Genomic DNA, 15579 nt, shown 5'->3' on the forward strand with positions numbered 1-15579 from the left:
GGGCTCCTCGCGCGGCGGGATCGGACACCGCCGCACCGTGTTGCTGGTCATCGTATCCACCCGTGGGCACCACGGGGCCGCCGACCCCGACGTGACACTCCGTGGAGGTGCTCTTGGGGGCCGGGAACGCTCCGCCCGGGCGTGCCGGGGCGGAGCGCCGGGGGCGCGCTAGGCGTTCACGGCGACCACGCCGAACATGACCACGAAGAACAGGATGTACAGCACGAGGATGACGGCGCAGACGATGAAGCTGACCAGGCCGATGATGCCCATGATCTTGGCGGTGTCGGAGGCGGACTGGGCTCCGGCGTAGTCGCCCATCTCCCATTTGCTGTTGACCTGGAGGGCGAAGATCAGGCCGATGACGCCGATGATGGTGCAGCTGAGGATGCCGAGGATGTTGTACATCAGGTAGTTCTTGGGCGGTCCGCCGGGGGGCGGGCCGCCGTAGCCGCCGGGAGGGCCGTAACCACCGGTGTGCGGAGGACCGTAGCTCATGTGATGGCACCTTTTCGGGACGTCGTGGTCGTGTGCTGCGGCACGTGGCCGGGTTCGCCGGATAGGACTGCGGCGGGGTCGTCCTGGTTCTGCTACCAGCCGGGGAAGAGCGGTGTCCCGGGGGCGAGGAAGGAGAACCAGGGAAGGTTGCGCAGGACCCAGTGCGCGGTGACGACGATGAGGAACAGCCACAGGAACCAGCCCGGCGTGAGCTTGGGCGGGCTCTTGGGCGGTCGCACGGAGCGGTAGAGCCAGAGCCCGTAGGTCCAGGCGATGTAGGGGGCCAGCAGCCACAGCAGGGGGTTCATGCTGATGGAGGCCAGGATCTCACCGTGTGTGAGCAGGGCGATCGCCCGCATGGTGCCGCAGCCGGGGCAGAAGGTGCCGGTGAGGAGCAGCCAGGGGCAGGTGGGGTAGATGCCGGGCTCGTTGGGGTCCACGAAGTGCAGGAGGGTGGCCCCGGCCAGGCCGAGGACGCCCAGTCCCACGGGCCACACGGCCGGGTGCAGCGCCCGGAGCCGGTTGCCGACCCGGTCCGTCAGGGAGCGTGCGGCCGGGGGCGCGGGGGGCGAGCTCTGCGGCGGCTCGCTGGACTGTGGGTAGGACACGTGACCAGCTTAGGGGTTGGGAGCCGGGGCCGGGGGCCGAGAAAGCGCGCCCCCGAGCGCCGGGGCGCTCGGGGGCGGAGGGAGGGCGCGGGCAGGGGCCCGGACCCCGCCCGTCAGTACGTCGTGTAGGTCGGGGCGGTGGCGGCGGCGCCGATGCCCAGGACCACCACGAAGATCATGTAGATGACCCACAGGGCGATCCAGATGCCGCCGAGGATGAAGGCGATCTTCGTCCACTTCTTGGACTGCTTCTGGGCCTCCAGAGCGCCGGCCTGGTCACCGCGGTTCCACAGGTCGTTGACCTTGGTGGCGTTGACGATGGCCGGGATGGCGAAGGGCCAGCAGCAGAAGATGGCGACGATGGCCCAGACCAGGCCGTTGTCCGGCGGAGGGCCGCTGGGGGCGCCGTAGCCGCCGGAGGGCGGGCCGTAGCCGCCGCCCCCGGGGGGACCGTAGCCGCCGCCGGGGGGCGGGCCGGGGTTGCCGGGGGGAGGGGGACCGTAACTCATGCTCGGTACAACTTTCCGGAAGAGGACAAGGGATTTGTGCGGCGCATGCGGGAACACTCCGGCCCAACACGGGGCAGGGTTGGGTCACCGGATCGCATACACCGCGGGCAGAAAGGAATGATGCCAGATCGGTGAGACTCTCACCGAACCGAACCAACGCGGCAGTCGTGGCCGGTGGGCCGAATCTACCCGCCCCGTGGGACCTTCGTCCATATTTCCGTTATTCACTCGTTGTGAGCTGCGGCTTCCCCGGTGCTCCTTGCCCGTCAGGCCTTGGTCGCGTCGGGGTCCAGGGCGGGACCGGGCTGCGCGGCGGCGGGCTCGGGCTGGGCGGCGGCGGACTTGCGGCCGGCCTCCCACTCCTCGCGCGTGGGCGGAACGGGACGGGGCTCCTTGCGGCCGTAGCCGGCCTTCTTCATGACACCGGCGATCGCGGCGAGCACGACGCTGGCGACGAGGGCGACGGCGGTCCACAGCAGCAGGTCGCCGCCGAGGAAGACGATGACGAAGGCCGCCACGGACCACGCCACGATCCAGGACACGGTGAGGAACCAGGCGGACAGGGTGTTGCCGTGGTCGTCGTGGTGCTCGTCGGCCATCAGGTGTTCTCCTTAGGTTCGGCTGGGCGTGCTGCCCGCGGTGCGTGTGCGGCGCCGTCGGAGTCCGCGGGCGTGGCGCCCGGGGACTCGGCGTCGAGTGTGGGGTCGTCACCGGCGTCCAGCGACCTCCACAGGTCGGAGGGCGTCTCGGACCGGGTCGCGCGCGGTGCGGCGTCCCGATCGTACCGGGTGCCCATACCAGGCCAGGCAGGGGCTCGCAGTACCGCGATCAGCCCCGCCGCGACCAGGAGGACCGCTCCGGCCACGGCCATGGCGGGCCCCAGGGCCAGCAGGCGGGGGTCGGCGGCCACCTGCGCGGCCCCGGCGGTGTCGGTGGTGCTGTCGGCCATCGCGTCCAGGAGCGCGCCGGGTCGGGTGGCGCCCCAGACGGCGTTGAGGGCGGCCGCTCCGCCCAGGGCGACGAGGAGGCCGACCGCCCGGCGTCCCCAGCCCCGGGTGGCGTACAGGCCCGCGATCCCGGCCAGCCCGGCCCAGCCGAAGCCGCCGAGGGCGCCGGTGAGGTCGGTCCCGGTGAGCTCCACGGAGACGGGGGCGACCGGCCCCGGCGCGGTGAGTTCGCCGGTCGCCCACTGGCGTCCGGCGGCGGCGAGCAGGAGTCCGGCCCCGGCGGCCAGGGCGAGCATGGCCAGGCCGTACTCCCGGCGCGCGCGGGGCGAGGAGGCCGAACTCACAGGAGTCTCCCGGCGTCGAAGCAGGTGTGGTCGCCGGTGTGGCAGGCGGCGCCCTCCTGGTCGACGCGGACCAGGAGGGTGTCCCCGTCACAGTCGAGTGCGACCGACACCACACGCTGGGTGTGTCCGGAGGTGGCGCCCTTGACCCAGTACTCGCCCCGGCTGCGCGACCAGTAGGTGGCGGAGCCGGTGGTGAGGGTGCGGTGCAGGGCCTCGTCGTCCATCCAGGCGAGCATGAGGACCTCCCCGGTGTCGTGCTGCTGCACGACGGCGGGGACGAGGCCGTCCGGGTTCCGCTTGAGTCGGGCGGCGATGTCCGGGGCGAGGCTGGTGACGCTCATGCACTCCAGGTTATGGCCGCCGCCGGAGCGTCCCGCACCGGGTGTCCCCTGGCGCCGGGGGCGCGGGTCGGGGCGGTGCGGGGCTGCTCAGGGCGGGTGGGTGGGGGCGCGGGGGCGGTGGGCGCCGGGAGGCGGGGGCCGCGGATGTCCTAGAGTTCGTGCGTCGTCCCTCGCCCTGCCTTCGTACCCTGGGGGTTTCGTGACCGCCGAGTCCCTGTCCCGCGATCTCGCGGGCAAGCCCGAGGCGCTGATCCGGCTCGCCGAGCGCTTCCCGCGGTGGGATCCCTACGCCGCGCTGCCCGCGCTGCTCGACGATGAGCCCGCCGCGGTGCGGTTCCTGGGCCTGGGGGCGGCGCGGCACGCGTGCGAGGTGGCGGCGGCGCGGCTGCGCCGGGCGGGGATCGCGGCGAGCGCGGACTTCTCCTCGTCGGCGGAGGAGCCGCCCGCGGGTCCCGAGACGCTCGTGGTCGCGGTGAGCCTGGGCGGTGGGCAGCGCGAGCTGTACACGGTGCTGGACCGCTACGTGGCGCGGTCGCCGGTGATCGTGCTGGCCCCGTCGGTGGACTCGGTGGTGGGGCGGCAGGCGGATCTGGTGGTGCCGCTGCACGCGGGCGAGGAGGCGAGCGGTGTGGGCTGTCGCGCCTACCAGCACGCGCTGGCCCTGCTCCTGTTGCTGGGGCACCGTCTGGGCGCGCCCGTGACGGGCGGCAGCCGGTCCCTGCCGGGGCTGCTGCGCCGCGCGGCGAACGCGACGGCGTCGCTGCTGGAGAGCGCGCCGGGGTGGGTGCCCGAGGTGGCCCGGGTCCTGGAGTCGCCGCACGGTGTGCACATGGTGGCCCCGGCCGAGCGTATGGCCTCGGCCTGGCAGGGGGTGCGGGTGCTGCGCCAGGGGCCGGTGCGGGTGGCGCACGCGTGTGAGACCGGGGAGTGGTCGCACACCGACCGCCACCTGGCGGCGGTGACGGACTACCGGGCGCTGCTGTTCGCGGGTTCGGCCTACGACGAGCGCTTCGCCCAGCACCTGGGGCAGTTGAGGGGGGCGTTCGTGGCGGTGGGCCCCACCCCCGGCCAGGAGCGGATGCCGGAGGCGGAGCTGACCGTGCGCTACCCGGGTGACACCGACCAGGACGTGAGCCTGCTGGTGGAGCCGCTGGTGGCGGAGCTGCTGGCGGCGCACTGGTGGCGCGGCCGGTAGCGCCCGCGGGCCGGCGGGCGGGCCATGCGTCCGCCGACCACGACCGGTGGCGCTCTCGGCGGTCGGCGGCGGGCGTCCACAGGCCCGGTCGGGGCGTTGCCCCGGTTCGGGCGGTGCGGGGAGAATGGATCCGGGGGGCCGCCCCCCGCCGTCGGGGCGGACGCGGCGCCCCCGGATCAACGGTAGCCCGGCGGCCGTGCGGGCGCACCCCCTCCCGTCGGCCTGTGGACGGCCGCGGTCAGGCCGAGGAGCGCACCCAGGAGGCGTACAGGTCGGCGTACACACCGGGCCTGTCCACCAGTTCGGTGTGCGAGCCGCTCTGCACGATGCGCCCGTCGTCGAAGACCAGGACCCGGTCGGCGGCCTCGGCGGTGGAGAGCCGGTGCGCGATGGCCACGGAGGTGCGCCCGCGCGTGAGCCGGTCCAGGGCGCGCTGGATGCGCACCTCGGTGTGCGGGTCCACCGCCGAGGTGGCCTCGTCCAGTACCAGCAGGTCGGGGTCGGCGACGTAGGCGCGCACCAGGGCGACGAGCTGCCGCTCCCCCGCCGAGAGCGACTCCCCGCGCTGGCCCACGGGGGTGTCGAGTCCGTGGGCGAGGCTGTCGAGCCACTCGGCCAGCCCCAGTTCGGTGACGGCGGCCTCCAGTTCGGCGTCGGTGCTCTCGGGGCGGGCGAAGCGGATGTTGTCGCCCAGGGAGCTGTCGAAGAGGAAGCCCTCCTGCGGGACCATCACCACGCGGCTGCGCAGGGAGGAGAAGGCCACCTCGCGCAGGTCGACGCCGTCGAGCCGGACGGTGCCCTGGGCGGGGTCCATGAGGCGGGTGAGCAGTTTGACGAAGGTGGTCTTGCCCGAGCCGGTCTCGCCCACCACGGCCACGCGGGTGCCGGGGGTGATCTCGACGTCGACGTCGTCGAGGACGACGGGGCCCTCGGGGTAGGAGTAGGTCACCCCGTCGAAGGAGACCCGGACCGGTCCGCGCGGCAGCACCCGGCCCGCCTCGCCGGGGTCGGCGATGTCGGGGACGGTGTCGAGCACGCCCAGGACGCGGCGCCATCCCGCGATGGCGTTCTGGGCCTCGTTGAAGATCTCGGTGGCCATCATCATCGGCTGGATGAACAGGGTCATCAGGAACAGGAAGGCGATGAGCTGCCCGGCGGTCAGGTCGCCGTCCAGGCCGAGCCAGACCCCGATGAGGACGACGGCGGTGTTGCCCAGGGCCGCGATGATCTCGGCGAAGGGCGAGACCGCCATGGACAGCCGCTGGGCGCGGACCTGGGAGCGGCGCGTGGTCAGGACGGTGGTGTCGATGCGTTCGGCGGTGCGCGCCTCGGTGCCGTGGGCGCGGATGACGGAGGCGCCCATGACGGTCTCGCCGATGACGCCGAGCATGTCGCCGGTGTTCTCGCGGACCTTGAGGTAGGCCTTGGAGAGCAGTTTCTGGAGCCAGCGCACGCCGAACAGCAGCGGCAGGAAGCAGATCCACACCACGAGGGTGAGCTGCCAGGAGTAGACCGCCATCAGGACGGTGGCGACCAGGAGCTGGCCGCTGCTGACCAGCAGGAGCAGGCCGCCCCACTGCATGAAGGTGCTGATCTGGTCGACGTCGCTGGTGACGCGCGAGACCAGGGCGCCCTTGCGCTCGCTGTTCTGGGTGAGCACGGACAGGTCGTGCACGTGCCGGAAGGCCTTGCGGCGCAGTGTGGCCAGGCCGGACTCGGTGGCCCGGTACAGGCGCACGTTCATCAGGTAGGAGCAGATCATGGTGACCACGAGGAGGGCGGCGCAGACGGCCACCATGCGGGTGACGAAGCCCAGGTCGGGCCCGTCCGCCCCGGACAGCCCGTTGTCGATGATCTGCTGGACGGCGACGGGCACGATGACCTTGCCCGCGGTGGCCACGACGGCGAAGGCCAGGGTGAGCCACAGGCCGCGGGCGAACTCCGGGGAGAGCCGCAGGCCGCGCTTGAGCGTGTCCATCGCCCCCTCGGAGGAGCGGTGCAGTGACACGGCGGGGTCTTCGGGGGCGCGGCCGGGCCGCTCCTCCCCCTCCCGCTCTCGCTGCTCGTCACGGGTGGGCGCGCTCATCGGGTGGCCTCCTCGGCGGCGTCGTCACGGGTGGGGCGGGCGGGTTCGACGGGGCCGGGTTCCTCGGGCAGCGGGCCGCTCTCGGCCTGCCCCTCGGCGGAGGCGCGCTCGTAGGCGGTGACGAGCCTGGTGTAACCGGGCGAGGTGGTGAGCAGTTCCTCGTGGGTGCCGCGGGCCAGCACGCGTCCGCGCTCCATGTAGACGACCTCGTCGGCGAGTTCGATGGTGGCGCGGCGGTAGGCGACCACGACCACGGTGGCGGCGTCGTCGCGTTCGCGCAGGCCCGCCAGGATCTGCGCCTCGATCTGGGGGTCCACGGCGGAGGTGGCGTCGTCCATGATGAGCAGCCTCGGGCGGCGCACGATCGCGCGGGCCAGGGCCAGGCGCTGGCGCTGCCCTCCGGAGAGGGTGGTGCCCTTCTCGCCGAGCCGGGCGTCGAGTCCGCCCTCCAGCTCGCGGACGAAGCCGTCGGCGCGGGCCAGGCGCAGGGCGGCCCAGACCTGGTCGTCGTCGGCGTCGGTGCCCAGGGTGATGTTGTCGCGGACGCTGTCCTCGAACACGAAGGTGCCCTGGGGCACCAGGGCGGCGTGCCGGGGGATCTGGTCGCGGGCGAGGTCGCGCACGTCGACGCCGTCGAGGGTGACGGTGCCCGTGTCGGCGTCGACCAGGCGCATGAGGACGGTGGTGAGCGTGGACTTGCCCGACCCGGTGGGGCCGACCAGTGCGACGGTGCGTCCGGGGGCGATGTCCAGGTCCACGCCGTTGAGGACGGTGGTGCGCGGCGCGGTGTCGGCGCCGCCGTCCATCAGGTCGCGCGCGCCGCCCCGCGCGTCGTAGGAGTCGGCGTAGGAGAAGGTGACGCCGCGGGCGCTCAGGGTGATGCCGGTGGGGGTGTCCTCCAGGGTGCGGGTGCCGTACTCCATGGCGCCGCCGGAGTTGAGCACGGACTGGACGCGGTCCCAGCCCACGACGCTGCGGGGCAGGTCGCCCAGGATCCACCCGAAGGAGCGGATGGGCAGGGCCAGGAGGGTGAACAGGAAGGCGATCTGGACGAGGTCACCGGCGTCGATGGCGCCGGTGGACAGCCGCCACATGCCCAGGAGCAGGACGGCGAGCACCCCGAAGTTGGGCAGGGCCTCCATGACCGGGTCGAACATCGAGCGCATCCGGCCGACCTGGATGAGCGCGTCGCGCAGGCGGTGGGCGGCGGAGGTGAAGCGCTCGGTCTCGGTGTCCTCGCGGCCCAGGGTCTTGACGACGAGGGCGCCGTCGAAGGACTCGTGGGCGACGCCGCTGACCTCGGCGCGCAGTGCCTGGGCGCGCGAGGCCATGGGTGAGACGCGCCGTTGGAAGACGACGTTGGCGGCGGCCAGGACCGGGAAGACGACGAAGGCGACCAGGGCCAGGACCGGGTCGGTGGTGATCATGGCGATGGCCGCGATGACCAGCATGAACACGCTGCCGACGGCCATGGGCAGCGGGGCGAGCGGCTGCCATGCGGCCTCGACGTCGGCGTTGGCGTTGGACAGCAGTTGTCCGGTGGGGTGGCGGTGGTGCCAGGACAGGGGCAGTTCGAGGTACTTGCGGGCGACGGCGCGGCGGTAGCGGGCCTGCATGCGGAACTGCATGAGCGCGGCGAGCATGCGGCGCATGGCGATGCCGGTGGCCTTGCCCAGTCCCACGCCCATGAGGAGCGCGGCGGCGCCGACGAGGGCGGCGGTCGTGGTGCTGCCCTGTTCGAAGGCGGGGAGGATGGTGGCGTCGGTGAGGTGGCCCAGGACTGAGGCGGAGCCGACGTTGACGGCGGCGTGCAGCATGGCGCCGATGACGGCGGCGAGGAAGACCCACGGTTCGGCGCGGGCGGCCACCCACAGCACCCGCATGCCGCGGGTGAAGACCCCGGTGTGCTCGGCGGCGTCGGTTCCCTGGCGTGTTCCCGGTCCGTCGGCGGCTCCGGGCGGTGCCGATCCCTCCTCGTTCTCCGGTTCCCTGGTGCTCGTACCCCGCGCCATACGCCCCCCGTTCTCCTCCGTGGCCGGGCAGGCCCGGCGCAGCCCGACACGCGCGCGGCGGCCCCCGGGCATGCCGGAGGGCGTGGACGTGCGCGTGTCGTGTCAACCTATCCAGCGGCACCGACAAGGTTCCACCGGATTGTTTCAGCGCGCGGCGCGACGGGGCTATTCCGTCCGGTTCGGGGCGTGGTGCGGACGGTTCCCGCCGCGGGCGTGCGGGGCGGTCGCGCGCGGCGGTGCCCGGGCCCCGAGAGGGTGGGCCCGGGCGCCGCCGGGAGGGGCGCGTCCCGGTCACGGTCGCCGGAGCCGCGCGGGGCCGGTCAGCGGGCGTAGTCCTGGTAGCTGATCACGGCGTGGAAGGAGACGGGTCCGAAGATCCCGTCGACGCCGATGCCGAAGTGCTCCTGGGCGGCGCGGACGGCCCGCTCGGTGTTGGGTCCGTAGACGCCGTCGGCGGTCAGCTCGGCACCGAACTTGGTGTTGAGCTCGCGCTGGATCATGGTGACGACCGGGCCGGTGTCGCCGCGGCGGAACTGGTGCTGGCCGAAGACCAGCTCCTGGAAGTGCTCCCAGGTGTCGGGGTTGAGGTCGCCGTCGTTGTGCAGGCCGAAGGCCTCCTGGTAGGTGACCAGGGTGTCCTGGAGGTCCTGGTCGAACTCCAGGTTGAGTTCGCCGGGGTTGATCTCACCCGAGGAGAGCAGCATCTTGGCGGCGTAGACGTCGATGCTGGAGTCGCCGAGGGTGTACTCGGGCCAGACCTGGGACTCGATGGCGGCGAGGACCTCGGGGGAGGTCTGGTCGAGGTCGTCCGCCAGGGCGGCGGGCGCGGTGGCGAGGGCGGTCGTCGCGGCGAGGGCGGCGGCCGTGAGGAGGGAGGCGGCCCGCCCGGTGGTGGTGGACATGGAGAGGTTCCTTTCCCCTGTGGTCCCTGTGGTCGGTGCTGCGCGGTGGTTCGGTGTTACACACTGTTCGATGTGTGAGACCCGCATCACGTTCACAAAATGCACGCCAATACCACCAAAAGGACACAGTTCTCTGTCCGTGTCCTGTTTTCCCAGCACATGCGACAACCGATTCGACGGTGTGCGCGTGTGCCGGACCACGGGGGCGCGACCGGTGTTCCGGCCGGAGGCGGGGCCGAGGAGCACGGGGGCTCGGACAGGCGGGGGCGGGACGTGCAGGCGCCGAACGTACAGGGGCCGGACACGCGGAGGGCCTCCGCGCGCTCGTGCGCGCGGAGGCCCTGTGCCCGGAACCGGTCGGGGAGGGGCCCGCCCCGCTCAGCGGACGGGGTAGCCCGCCTCGCGCAGGCTCTTCTTGACGTCGGCGATGGTGAACTGCCCGAAGTGGAAGACCGTCGCGGCCAGCACGGCGTCCGCGCCCGCCTCCACGGCCGGGGCGAAGTGCTCCACCGCGCCCGCGCCGCCGGAGGCGATCAGCGGCACCTCCACCCGGGAGCGCACCGCCCGGATCAGCTCCAGGTCGAAGCCCGACCGGGTGCCGTCGGCGTCCATCGAGTTGAGCAGGATCTCCCCCGCCCCCAGCTCGGCGGCGCGCTCGCACCACTCCAGGGCGTCGACCCCGGCGCTGCGGCGTCCGCCGTGCGTGGTGACCTCGAACCCGCTCGGCGTCGGCCGCCCGTCCTCGCGCACCCGGCGCACGTCGGCGGAGAGCACCAGCACCTGGCGGCCGAAGCGCTCGGCGATCTCCCCGATGAGTTCGGGGCGGGCGATGGCGGCGGTGTTGACGCCCACCTTGTCCGCGCCCGCGCGCAGCAGCCGGTCCACGTCGTCGGGGGTGCGCACCCCGCCGCCCACGGTCAGCGGGATGAACACCTGGTCGGCGGTGCGGCGCACCACGTCGTAGGTGGTCTCGCGGTCGCCGCTGGAGGCGGTGACGTCGAGGAAGGTGAGCTCGTCGGCGCCGTCCCCGTCGTAGGTGCCGGCCAGCTCGACCGGGTCGCCCGCGTCGCGCAGGTTCTCGAAGTTGACGCCCTTGACCACCCGCCCGGCGTCCACGTCCAGGCAGGGGATGACACGCACCGACACGCTCACGGCCGCACGCTCCCGGCCTCGCGCACCGTGGCCAGGGCGTCCTCCAGGGTGAAGGCGCCCTCGTACAGCGCGGTGCCCATGATGGCGCCCTCCACGCCCAGCGGCACCAGCGTGGCGATCGCCCGCAGGTCCTCCAGGCTAGAGACGCCGCCGCTGGCCACCACCGGCTTGTCGGTGCGCTCGCACACGGTGCGCAGCAGGTCCAGGTTGGGGCCCTTGAGGGTGCCGTCCTTCTGGACGTCGGTGACGACGTAGCGGGCGCAGCCCTCCGACTCCAAGCGCTCCAGGGTCTGCATGAGGTCGCCGCCGTCGCGGGTCCAGCCGCGCGCGGCCAGGGTGGTGCCCCGCACGTCCAGGCCGATCGCGATCCGGTCGCCGTGCTCGGCGATGATCCTGGCGCACCACTCGGGGTTCTCCAGGGCGGCGGTGCCGATGTTGACCCGCCTGCACCCGGTGGACAGGGCGGCGGCCAGCGACTCGTCGTCGCGGATGCCGCCGGACATCTCGACCTTGACGTCGAGGCGGCCCACGATGTCGCGCAGCAGGTCGCGGTTGTGGCCGCGGCCGAACGCGGCGTCCAGGTCCACCAGGTGGATCCACTCGGCACCGGCGGACTGCCAGGCCATGGCCGCCTCGAAGGGGTCGCCGTACTGCCCGCCTGAGCCCGCCTTGCCCTGGACGAGCTGGACGGCCTGGCCGCCCGCCACGTCCACGGCGGGCAGCAGTTCGAGTACGGGGGTGGTGGTCTCGCCGGTCATGGACTCATCTCGTTCTCGTCGGTCGGAAGGTCTTCGGGAGCGGTGGCGGGCCGGGCGGGCACCGGTCAGAGGGTGTCCACCCAGTTGGCCAGGATGCGGGCGCCCGCGTCCCCGGACTTCTCCGGGTGGAACTGGGTGGCCCACAGGGGTCCGTTCTCGACGGCGGCCACGAACGGCTCGCCGTGCTCGGCCCAGGTCACGCCGGGCGCGGGGATGCGCTCGTTGGTGGGCGTGAACTCCCACTCGCGCACGGCGTAGGAGTGCACGAAGTAGAAGCGGTCCTCGGGCCCGATCCCGGCGAAGAGCCGGGTGTCCTCGGGCGGGCGGACGGTGTTCCAGCCCATGTGCGGAACGACGGGCGCGCGCAGGCGGTCCACCGTGCCGGGCCACTCGCCGCAGCCCTCGGTGACCTCCTCCCCCGCCCCTGAGTCGGAGCCGGCGCGCTCCACCCCCCGGTCGAAGAGGACCTGCATGCCCACGCAGATGCCCAGGACCGGGCGCCCCCCGGCCACGCGCCTGCCGATGATCCGGTCGCCGCCCGCGGCCCGGAGACTGGACATGCACGCGCTGAACGCGCCCACGCCCGGGACGACGAGGCCGTCCGCGTCGAGGGCGGCGTGCGGGTCGGAGGTGACGGTGACGTCGGCTCCGGTGCGCTCCATCGCGCGCTGCGCCGAGCGCAGGTTGCCGGAGCCGTAGTCGAAGACGACCACTCGTGACGGCATGGTGCTGCCCTTCCCCTTCAGAAGTAGTCCAGGCGCAGTACGCCGGAGGCCAGCGCGAGCGCCGTGCATCCGGCCAGGACGACGGCGAGGGGCCGGTTGACCCTCCACAGGGCGTACGCGCCCCCGGCGAGGAAGCCCCCGAGCACGATGAGGGCGATCCCCCACAGGTATCCGTCCATCTACAGGGCGCCCTTGGTGGACGGGATGCCGCTGACGCGCGGGTCGTCCTCGGTGGCCGCGCGCAGGGCGCGGGCCAGCGCCTTGAACTGGCACTCGACGATGTGGTGGGCGTTGCGGCCGTAGGGCACGCGCACGTGCAGGGCGACGCGGGCCTGGGCCACGAACGACTCCAGGATGTGGCGGGTCATGGTGGTGTCGTAGTCGCGGCCGATCAGCGGGGCCATGCCCTCGGGCTCGCTGTGCACCAGGTAGGGGCGGCCGGAGACGTCCACGGTGACCTCGGCCAGGGCCTCGTCCAGGGGCACCTTGGCGTCGGCGAAGCGGCGGATGCCCCGCTTGTCGCCCAGGGCCTCGCGGAAGGCCGCGCCCAGGGCCAGGGCGGTGTCCTCCATGGTGTGGTGGGAGTCGATGTGCAGGTCGCCCTCAGTGCGCACGGTCAGGTCGAACAGGCCGTGCTTGGCGAGCTGGTCGAGCATGTGGTCGAAGAAGCCGACGCCGGTGGAGACGTCGGCGACGCCGGTGCCGTCCAGGTCGATCTCGACCAGGACCTTGGTTTCCTTGGTGGTGCGCTCGACGCGTCCGGTGCGGCTCATGGTGGTGGGACTTCCTCGCTCGGTGCGGTGGGTGCGGGGCCCGGCCGGGTCGGGCCGGGCGGCGGTCTCGGGGTCGGCGGGCACGGCTCAGCGTCCGGTGGCGCGGAGCAGGGCCCGGCGGAAGGCGGCCATCTCCTGCGGGGTTCCGACGCTGACGCGCAGCCACCCGGGCGGGCCGGTCTCGCGGATGAGGACCTGCTGGTCGAGCATGTCCTGCCAGACGCGGGTGCGGTCCTCGAACTCGCCGAACAGGACGAAGTTGGCGTCGGACTCGGCGACGGAGAAGCCCTGCTCGCGCAGCCAGGCGACCAGGGAGTCGCGTTCGGCGCGCAGGTCGGCGACGGCGGCGAGGAGTTCGTCGGCGTGGTCGAGCGCGGTGAGCGCGACCGTCTGGGTGACGGCGGACAGGTGGTAGGGCAGGCGGACCAGTTGGAGGGCGTCGACCACGGCCGGGTGGGCGGCCAGGTAGCCCACGCGCGCGCCGGCCAGGGCGAAGGCCTTGGACATGGTGCGCGAGACGACGAGCCTGGGGTGGTCGGGCAGCAGGCTCAGCGCGCTGGGTGTGCCCTCGCGGCGGAACTCGGCGTAGGCCTCGTCCACGACCACGACGCCGGGGGCCGCCGCGAGGACGCGCTCCGTGTCGGCCAACTCCAGGGCGGTGCCGGTGGGGTTGTTGGGCGAGGTGAGGAAGACGACGCTGGGCTGGTGCTCGGCGATGGCGGCCAGGGCGGCGTCCACGTCGACGCGGAAGTCGGCTCCGCGCGGCACGGACACCCAGGCGGTGCCGGTGCCCCGGGAGATGATCGGGTGCATGGAGTAGGACGGCTCGAAGCCCATGGCGGACCGGCCGGGGCCGCCGAAGGCCTGGAGGATCTGCTGGAGGACCTCGTTGGAGCCGTTGGCCGCCCACACCTGGTCGGCGGTCAGGCCGTGGCCGAGGTAGGCGGCCAGGCCCTCGCGCAGGCGGACCGCGTCCCGGTCGGGGTAGCGGTTGAGGCCCAGGGCGGTGTCGGCGACCGCCTCGGCCAGCGCCTTGGCCAGGCGCGCCGAGGGCGGGTGCGGGTTCTCGTTGGTGTTGAGCACCACGGGCACGTCCAGCTGCGGCGCGCCGTAGGGCGAGCGGCCGCGCAGGTCGTCGCGCAGGGGCAGGTCGTTCAGGGTGAAGCTCACGGTTGCACGCTCATGGTCGGTCGGAGGCGGGCGGGGCGTGCGGGTCGCGGCCGGTGCGGCCGCGGGGCCCGCGCGCCCGGGTTCCCGCCGGGCGGGTGGCCTTCGGGCTCAGGCCTGGTCCGTGCGCGCGGCGACGGCCTCGCCGTGCGCGGGCAGGTCCTCGGCGTTGGCCAGGGCGATGACGTGGTGGGCGACGTCGGTCAGCGCCTCGCGGTCGTACTCGACCACGTGCACGCCGCGCAGGAAGGTCTGCACGCTCAGGCCGCCGCTGTGGCAGGCGCAGCCGCCGGTGGGCAGCACGTGGTTGGACCCGGCGGCGTAGTCGCCCAGGGAGACCGGCGAGAAGTCGCCGATGAAGATCGCGCCCGCGTTGCGCACGCGCGCGGCCCACGCGGCGGCGTCGGCGGTCATGACCTCCAGGTGCTCGGCGGCGTAGGCGTTGACGACGGCGAGGCCGTGGTCGAGGTCGTCGACCAGGACGATGCCGGACTGCGGGCCGGACAGGGCCTCGCGGACGCGGTCGCCGTGCTTGGTGGCGGCCACGCGTGCGGCGAGGCGGTCGGTGACCGCCTCGGCGAGCGCCTCGTCCGGGGTGACCAGGACGGAGGCAGCGACGACGTCGTGCTCGGCCTGGCTGACCAGGTCGGCGGCGACGTAGTCGGGGTTGGCGGTGGCGTCGGCGAGGATCGCGATCTCGGTGGGACCGGCCTCGGCGTCGATGCCGATGACGCCCTTGAGCAGGCGCTTGGCCGCGGCCACCCAGATGTTTCCGGGGCCGGTGACCATGTCGGCGCGCTCGCAGGGGCCCGCGCCGTAGGCGAACATGGCCACGGCCTGGGCGCCGCCGACGGCGTAGACCTCGTCGACGCCGAGCAGGGCGCAGGCGGCGAGGATGGTCGGGTGGGGCAGTCCGCCGAAGGCGCTCTGGGGCGGTGAGGTGACCGCCAGGGAGCGCACCCCCGCCTCCTGGGCGGGGACGACGTTCATGACGACGCTGGAGGGGTAGACGGCCCGGCCGCCCGGCACGTAGAGGCCGACGCGGTCGACGGGGATCCACTTCTCGGTGACGGTGCCCCCGGGCACGACGCGGGTGGTGTGGTCGGTGCGGCGCTGATCGCGGTGGACCGCGCGGGCGCGGCGGATGGACTCCTCCAGCGCGGCGCGCACGGCGGGGTCGAGGCCGTCCAGGGCGGCCTCGATCGCGTCCTTGGGCACGCGGATGTCGGTCAGTCTGACGCCGTCGAAGCGCTCGGTGAGTTCGACCAGGGCCTCGACACCGCGATGGCGCACGTCCTCGCACAGGGGGCGTACGCGCTCGGCGGCGGCCGCCACGTCCAGTTCCGCGCGCGGAAGGGCCTGACGCGGGTCGCCTTGGGTGCCTCGGAGGTCGATTCGACTGATCACGGTCCCAGTCTAGGGGGAAGTGCCCATTCGGTGGGCGGCGCCGTCCGGATGATGGACGCCACACACGCGCCACCGGCGGGTACGCGCCGGTGCGGGAGGGGGCCGGCGGGATGGAACGCGTTACGCCCGAATAAGTGCGCCCTAAGAGCTCATCT

Annotated in this window: 17 protein-coding genes; 1 reads left to right on the forward strand and 16 read right to left on the reverse strand. The window is 73.4% G+C overall.

Features of this window, described 5'->3' with window-relative positions:
• Positions 1-168: 168 nt before the first annotated feature.
• From ACSTA4_RS20940 to hisI, 6 genes are all read right to left on the reverse strand, one after another.
• Positions 169-498: a CD225/dispanin family protein gene (locus ACSTA4_RS20940; protein WP_444960705.1), complete on the reverse strand. Its 330-nt coding sequence runs from the start codon at positions 496-498 to the stop codon at positions 169-171.
• Positions 499-590: 92 nt separating this feature from the next.
• Positions 591-1106 (reverse strand): DUF2752 domain-containing protein, encoded by a 516-nt coding sequence (locus tag ACSTA4_RS20945; protein ID WP_444960706.1) that lies wholly within the window; start codon positions 1104-1106, stop codon positions 591-593.
• Positions 1107-1219: 113 nt separating this feature from the next.
• Positions 1220-1615 carry a CD225/dispanin family protein gene (locus tag ACSTA4_RS20950; RefSeq protein ID WP_248771371.1) on the reverse strand — a complete coding sequence of 132 codons (396 nt, stop codon included), beginning with the start codon at positions 1613-1615 and terminating at the stop codon, positions 1220-1222.
• 266 nt (positions 1616-1881) lie between these two features.
• A complete protein-coding gene (locus tag ACSTA4_RS20955; RefSeq protein WP_013154194.1) occupies positions 1882-2214 on the reverse strand; it encodes an HGxxPAAW family protein in 333 nt (110 codons plus the stop codon).
• Positions 2214-2906: a Trp biosynthesis-associated membrane protein gene (locus tag ACSTA4_RS20960; RefSeq protein WP_444960707.1), complete on the reverse strand. Its 693-nt coding sequence runs from the start codon at positions 2904-2906 to the stop codon at positions 2214-2216. The genes ACSTA4_RS20955 and ACSTA4_RS20960 overlap by 1 nt, the downstream gene beginning before the upstream one ends.
• The gene (gene hisI / locus ACSTA4_RS20965; protein WP_248771373.1) at positions 2903-3247 is read right to left on the reverse strand and encodes a phosphoribosyl-AMP cyclohydrolase; all 345 of its coding nucleotides are present in this window, start codon (positions 3245-3247) and stop codon (positions 2903-2905) included. The genes ACSTA4_RS20960 and hisI overlap by 4 nt, the downstream gene beginning before the upstream one ends.
• A 199-nt stretch (positions 3248-3446) precedes the next feature.
• Here hisI and ACSTA4_RS20970 point away from each other — a divergent pair, with 199 nt between their 5' ends.
• Positions 3447-4442 (forward strand): SIS domain-containing protein, encoded by a 996-nt coding sequence (locus ACSTA4_RS20970; protein ID WP_248771374.1) that lies wholly within the window; start codon positions 3447-3449, stop codon positions 4440-4442.
• Between the two features lie 238 nt (positions 4443-4680).
• On the opposite strand, the gene ACSTA4_RS20975 is transcribed toward ACSTA4_RS20970, so the two are convergent.
• From ACSTA4_RS20975 to hisD, 10 genes are all read right to left on the reverse strand, one after another.
• Positions 4681-6528, reverse strand: coding sequence for an ABC transporter ATP-binding protein (locus ACSTA4_RS20975; RefSeq protein ID WP_444960708.1), 1848 nt, complete (start codon positions 6526-6528; stop codon positions 4681-4683).
• Positions 6525-8540, reverse strand: a complete 2016-nt coding sequence (locus ACSTA4_RS20980; RefSeq protein ID WP_444960709.1) for an ABC transporter ATP-binding protein — start codon at positions 8538-8540, stop codon at positions 6525-6527. Before ACSTA4_RS20980 ends, ACSTA4_RS20975 begins: the two co-directional genes overlap by 4 nt.
• 320 nt (positions 8541-8860) lie before the next feature.
• A complete protein-coding gene (locus ACSTA4_RS20985; protein ID WP_444960710.1) occupies positions 8861-9442 on the reverse strand; it encodes a peptidoglycan-binding protein in 582 nt (193 codons plus the stop codon).
• A gap of 378 nt (positions 9443-9820) precedes the next feature.
• Entirely contained in the window at positions 9821-10594 is a 774-nt protein-coding gene (gene hisF, locus ACSTA4_RS20990) for an imidazole glycerol phosphate synthase subunit HisF (protein WP_444960711.1), read from the reverse strand.
• Positions 10591-11352: a bifunctional 1-(5-phosphoribosyl)-5-((5-phosphoribosylamino)methylideneamino)imidazole-4-carboxamide isomerase/phosphoribosylanthranilate isomerase PriA gene (gene priA / locus ACSTA4_RS20995; protein ID WP_248771379.1), complete on the reverse strand. Its 762-nt coding sequence runs from the start codon at positions 11350-11352 to the stop codon at positions 10591-10593. The genes hisF and priA overlap by 4 nt, the downstream gene beginning before the upstream one ends.
• Before the next feature lie 65 nt (positions 11353-11417).
• Positions 11418-12077, reverse strand: coding sequence for an imidazole glycerol phosphate synthase subunit HisH (gene hisH / locus ACSTA4_RS21000; RefSeq protein WP_444960712.1), 660 nt, complete (start codon positions 12075-12077; stop codon positions 11418-11420).
• A gap of 17 nt (positions 12078-12094) precedes the next feature.
• Positions 12095-12256 carry a hypothetical protein gene (locus ACSTA4_RS21005; protein WP_013154204.1) on the reverse strand — a complete coding sequence of 54 codons (162 nt, stop codon included), beginning with the start codon at positions 12254-12256 and terminating at the stop codon, positions 12095-12097.
• Positions 12257-12850, reverse strand: coding sequence for an imidazoleglycerol-phosphate dehydratase HisB (gene hisB / locus ACSTA4_RS21010; protein ID WP_026338663.1), 594 nt, complete (start codon positions 12848-12850; stop codon positions 12257-12259).
• Positions 12851-12937: 87 nt separating this feature from the next.
• Positions 12938-14020, reverse strand: coding sequence for a histidinol-phosphate transaminase (locus ACSTA4_RS21015; protein ID WP_444960713.1), 1083 nt, complete (start codon positions 14018-14020; stop codon positions 12938-12940).
• Between the two features lie 108 nt (positions 14021-14128).
• Positions 14129-15424: a histidinol dehydrogenase gene (hisD, locus tag ACSTA4_RS21020; RefSeq protein WP_444960714.1), complete on the reverse strand. Its 1296-nt coding sequence runs from the start codon at positions 15422-15424 to the stop codon at positions 14129-14131.
• Positions 15425-15579 lie beyond the last annotated feature (155 nt).

The sequence above is a fragment of the Nocardiopsis sp. M1B1 genome, assembly GCF_052466615.1.

Coding starts and splice junctions, on each gene's coding strand:
- ACSTA4_RS20940 (WP_444960705.1), bottom strand. CDS start 498: ATGAGCTACGGTCCTCCGCACACCGGTGGTTACGGCCCTCCCGGCGGC.
- ACSTA4_RS20950 (WP_248771371.1), bottom strand. CDS start 1,615: ATGAGTTACGGTCCCCCTCCCCCCGGCAACCCCGGCCCGCCCCCCGGC.
- ACSTA4_RS20955 (WP_013154194.1), bottom strand. CDS start 2,214: ATGGCCGACGAGCACCACGACGACCACGGCAACACCCTGTCCGCCTGG.
- hisI (WP_248771373.1), bottom strand. CDS start 3,247: ATGAGCGTCACCAGCCTCGCCCCGGACATCGCCGCCCGACTCAAGCGG.
- ACSTA4_RS20975 (WP_444960708.1), bottom strand. CDS start 6,528: ATGAGCGCGCCCACCCGTGACGAGCAGCGAGAGCGGGAGGGGGAGGAG.
- ACSTA4_RS20980 (WP_444960709.1), bottom strand. CDS start 8,540: ATGGCGCGGGGTACGAGCACCAGGGAACCGGAGAACGAGGAGGGATCG.
- ACSTA4_RS20985 (WP_444960710.1), bottom strand. CDS start 9,442: ATGTCCACCACCACCGGGCGGGCCGCCTCCCTCCTCACGGCCGCCGCC.
- priA (WP_248771379.1), bottom strand. CDS start 11,352: ATGACCGGCGAGACCACCACCCCCGTACTCGAACTGCTGCCCGCCGTG.
- hisH (WP_444960712.1), bottom strand. CDS start 12,077: ATGCCGTCACGAGTGGTCGTCTTCGACTACGGCTCCGGCAACCTGCGC.
- ACSTA4_RS21005 (WP_013154204.1), bottom strand. CDS start 12,256: ATGGACGGATACCTGTGGGGGATCGCCCTCATCGTGCTCGGGGGCTTC.
- hisB (WP_026338663.1), bottom strand. CDS start 12,850: ATGAGCCGCACCGGACGCGTCGAGCGCACCACCAAGGAAACCAAGGTC.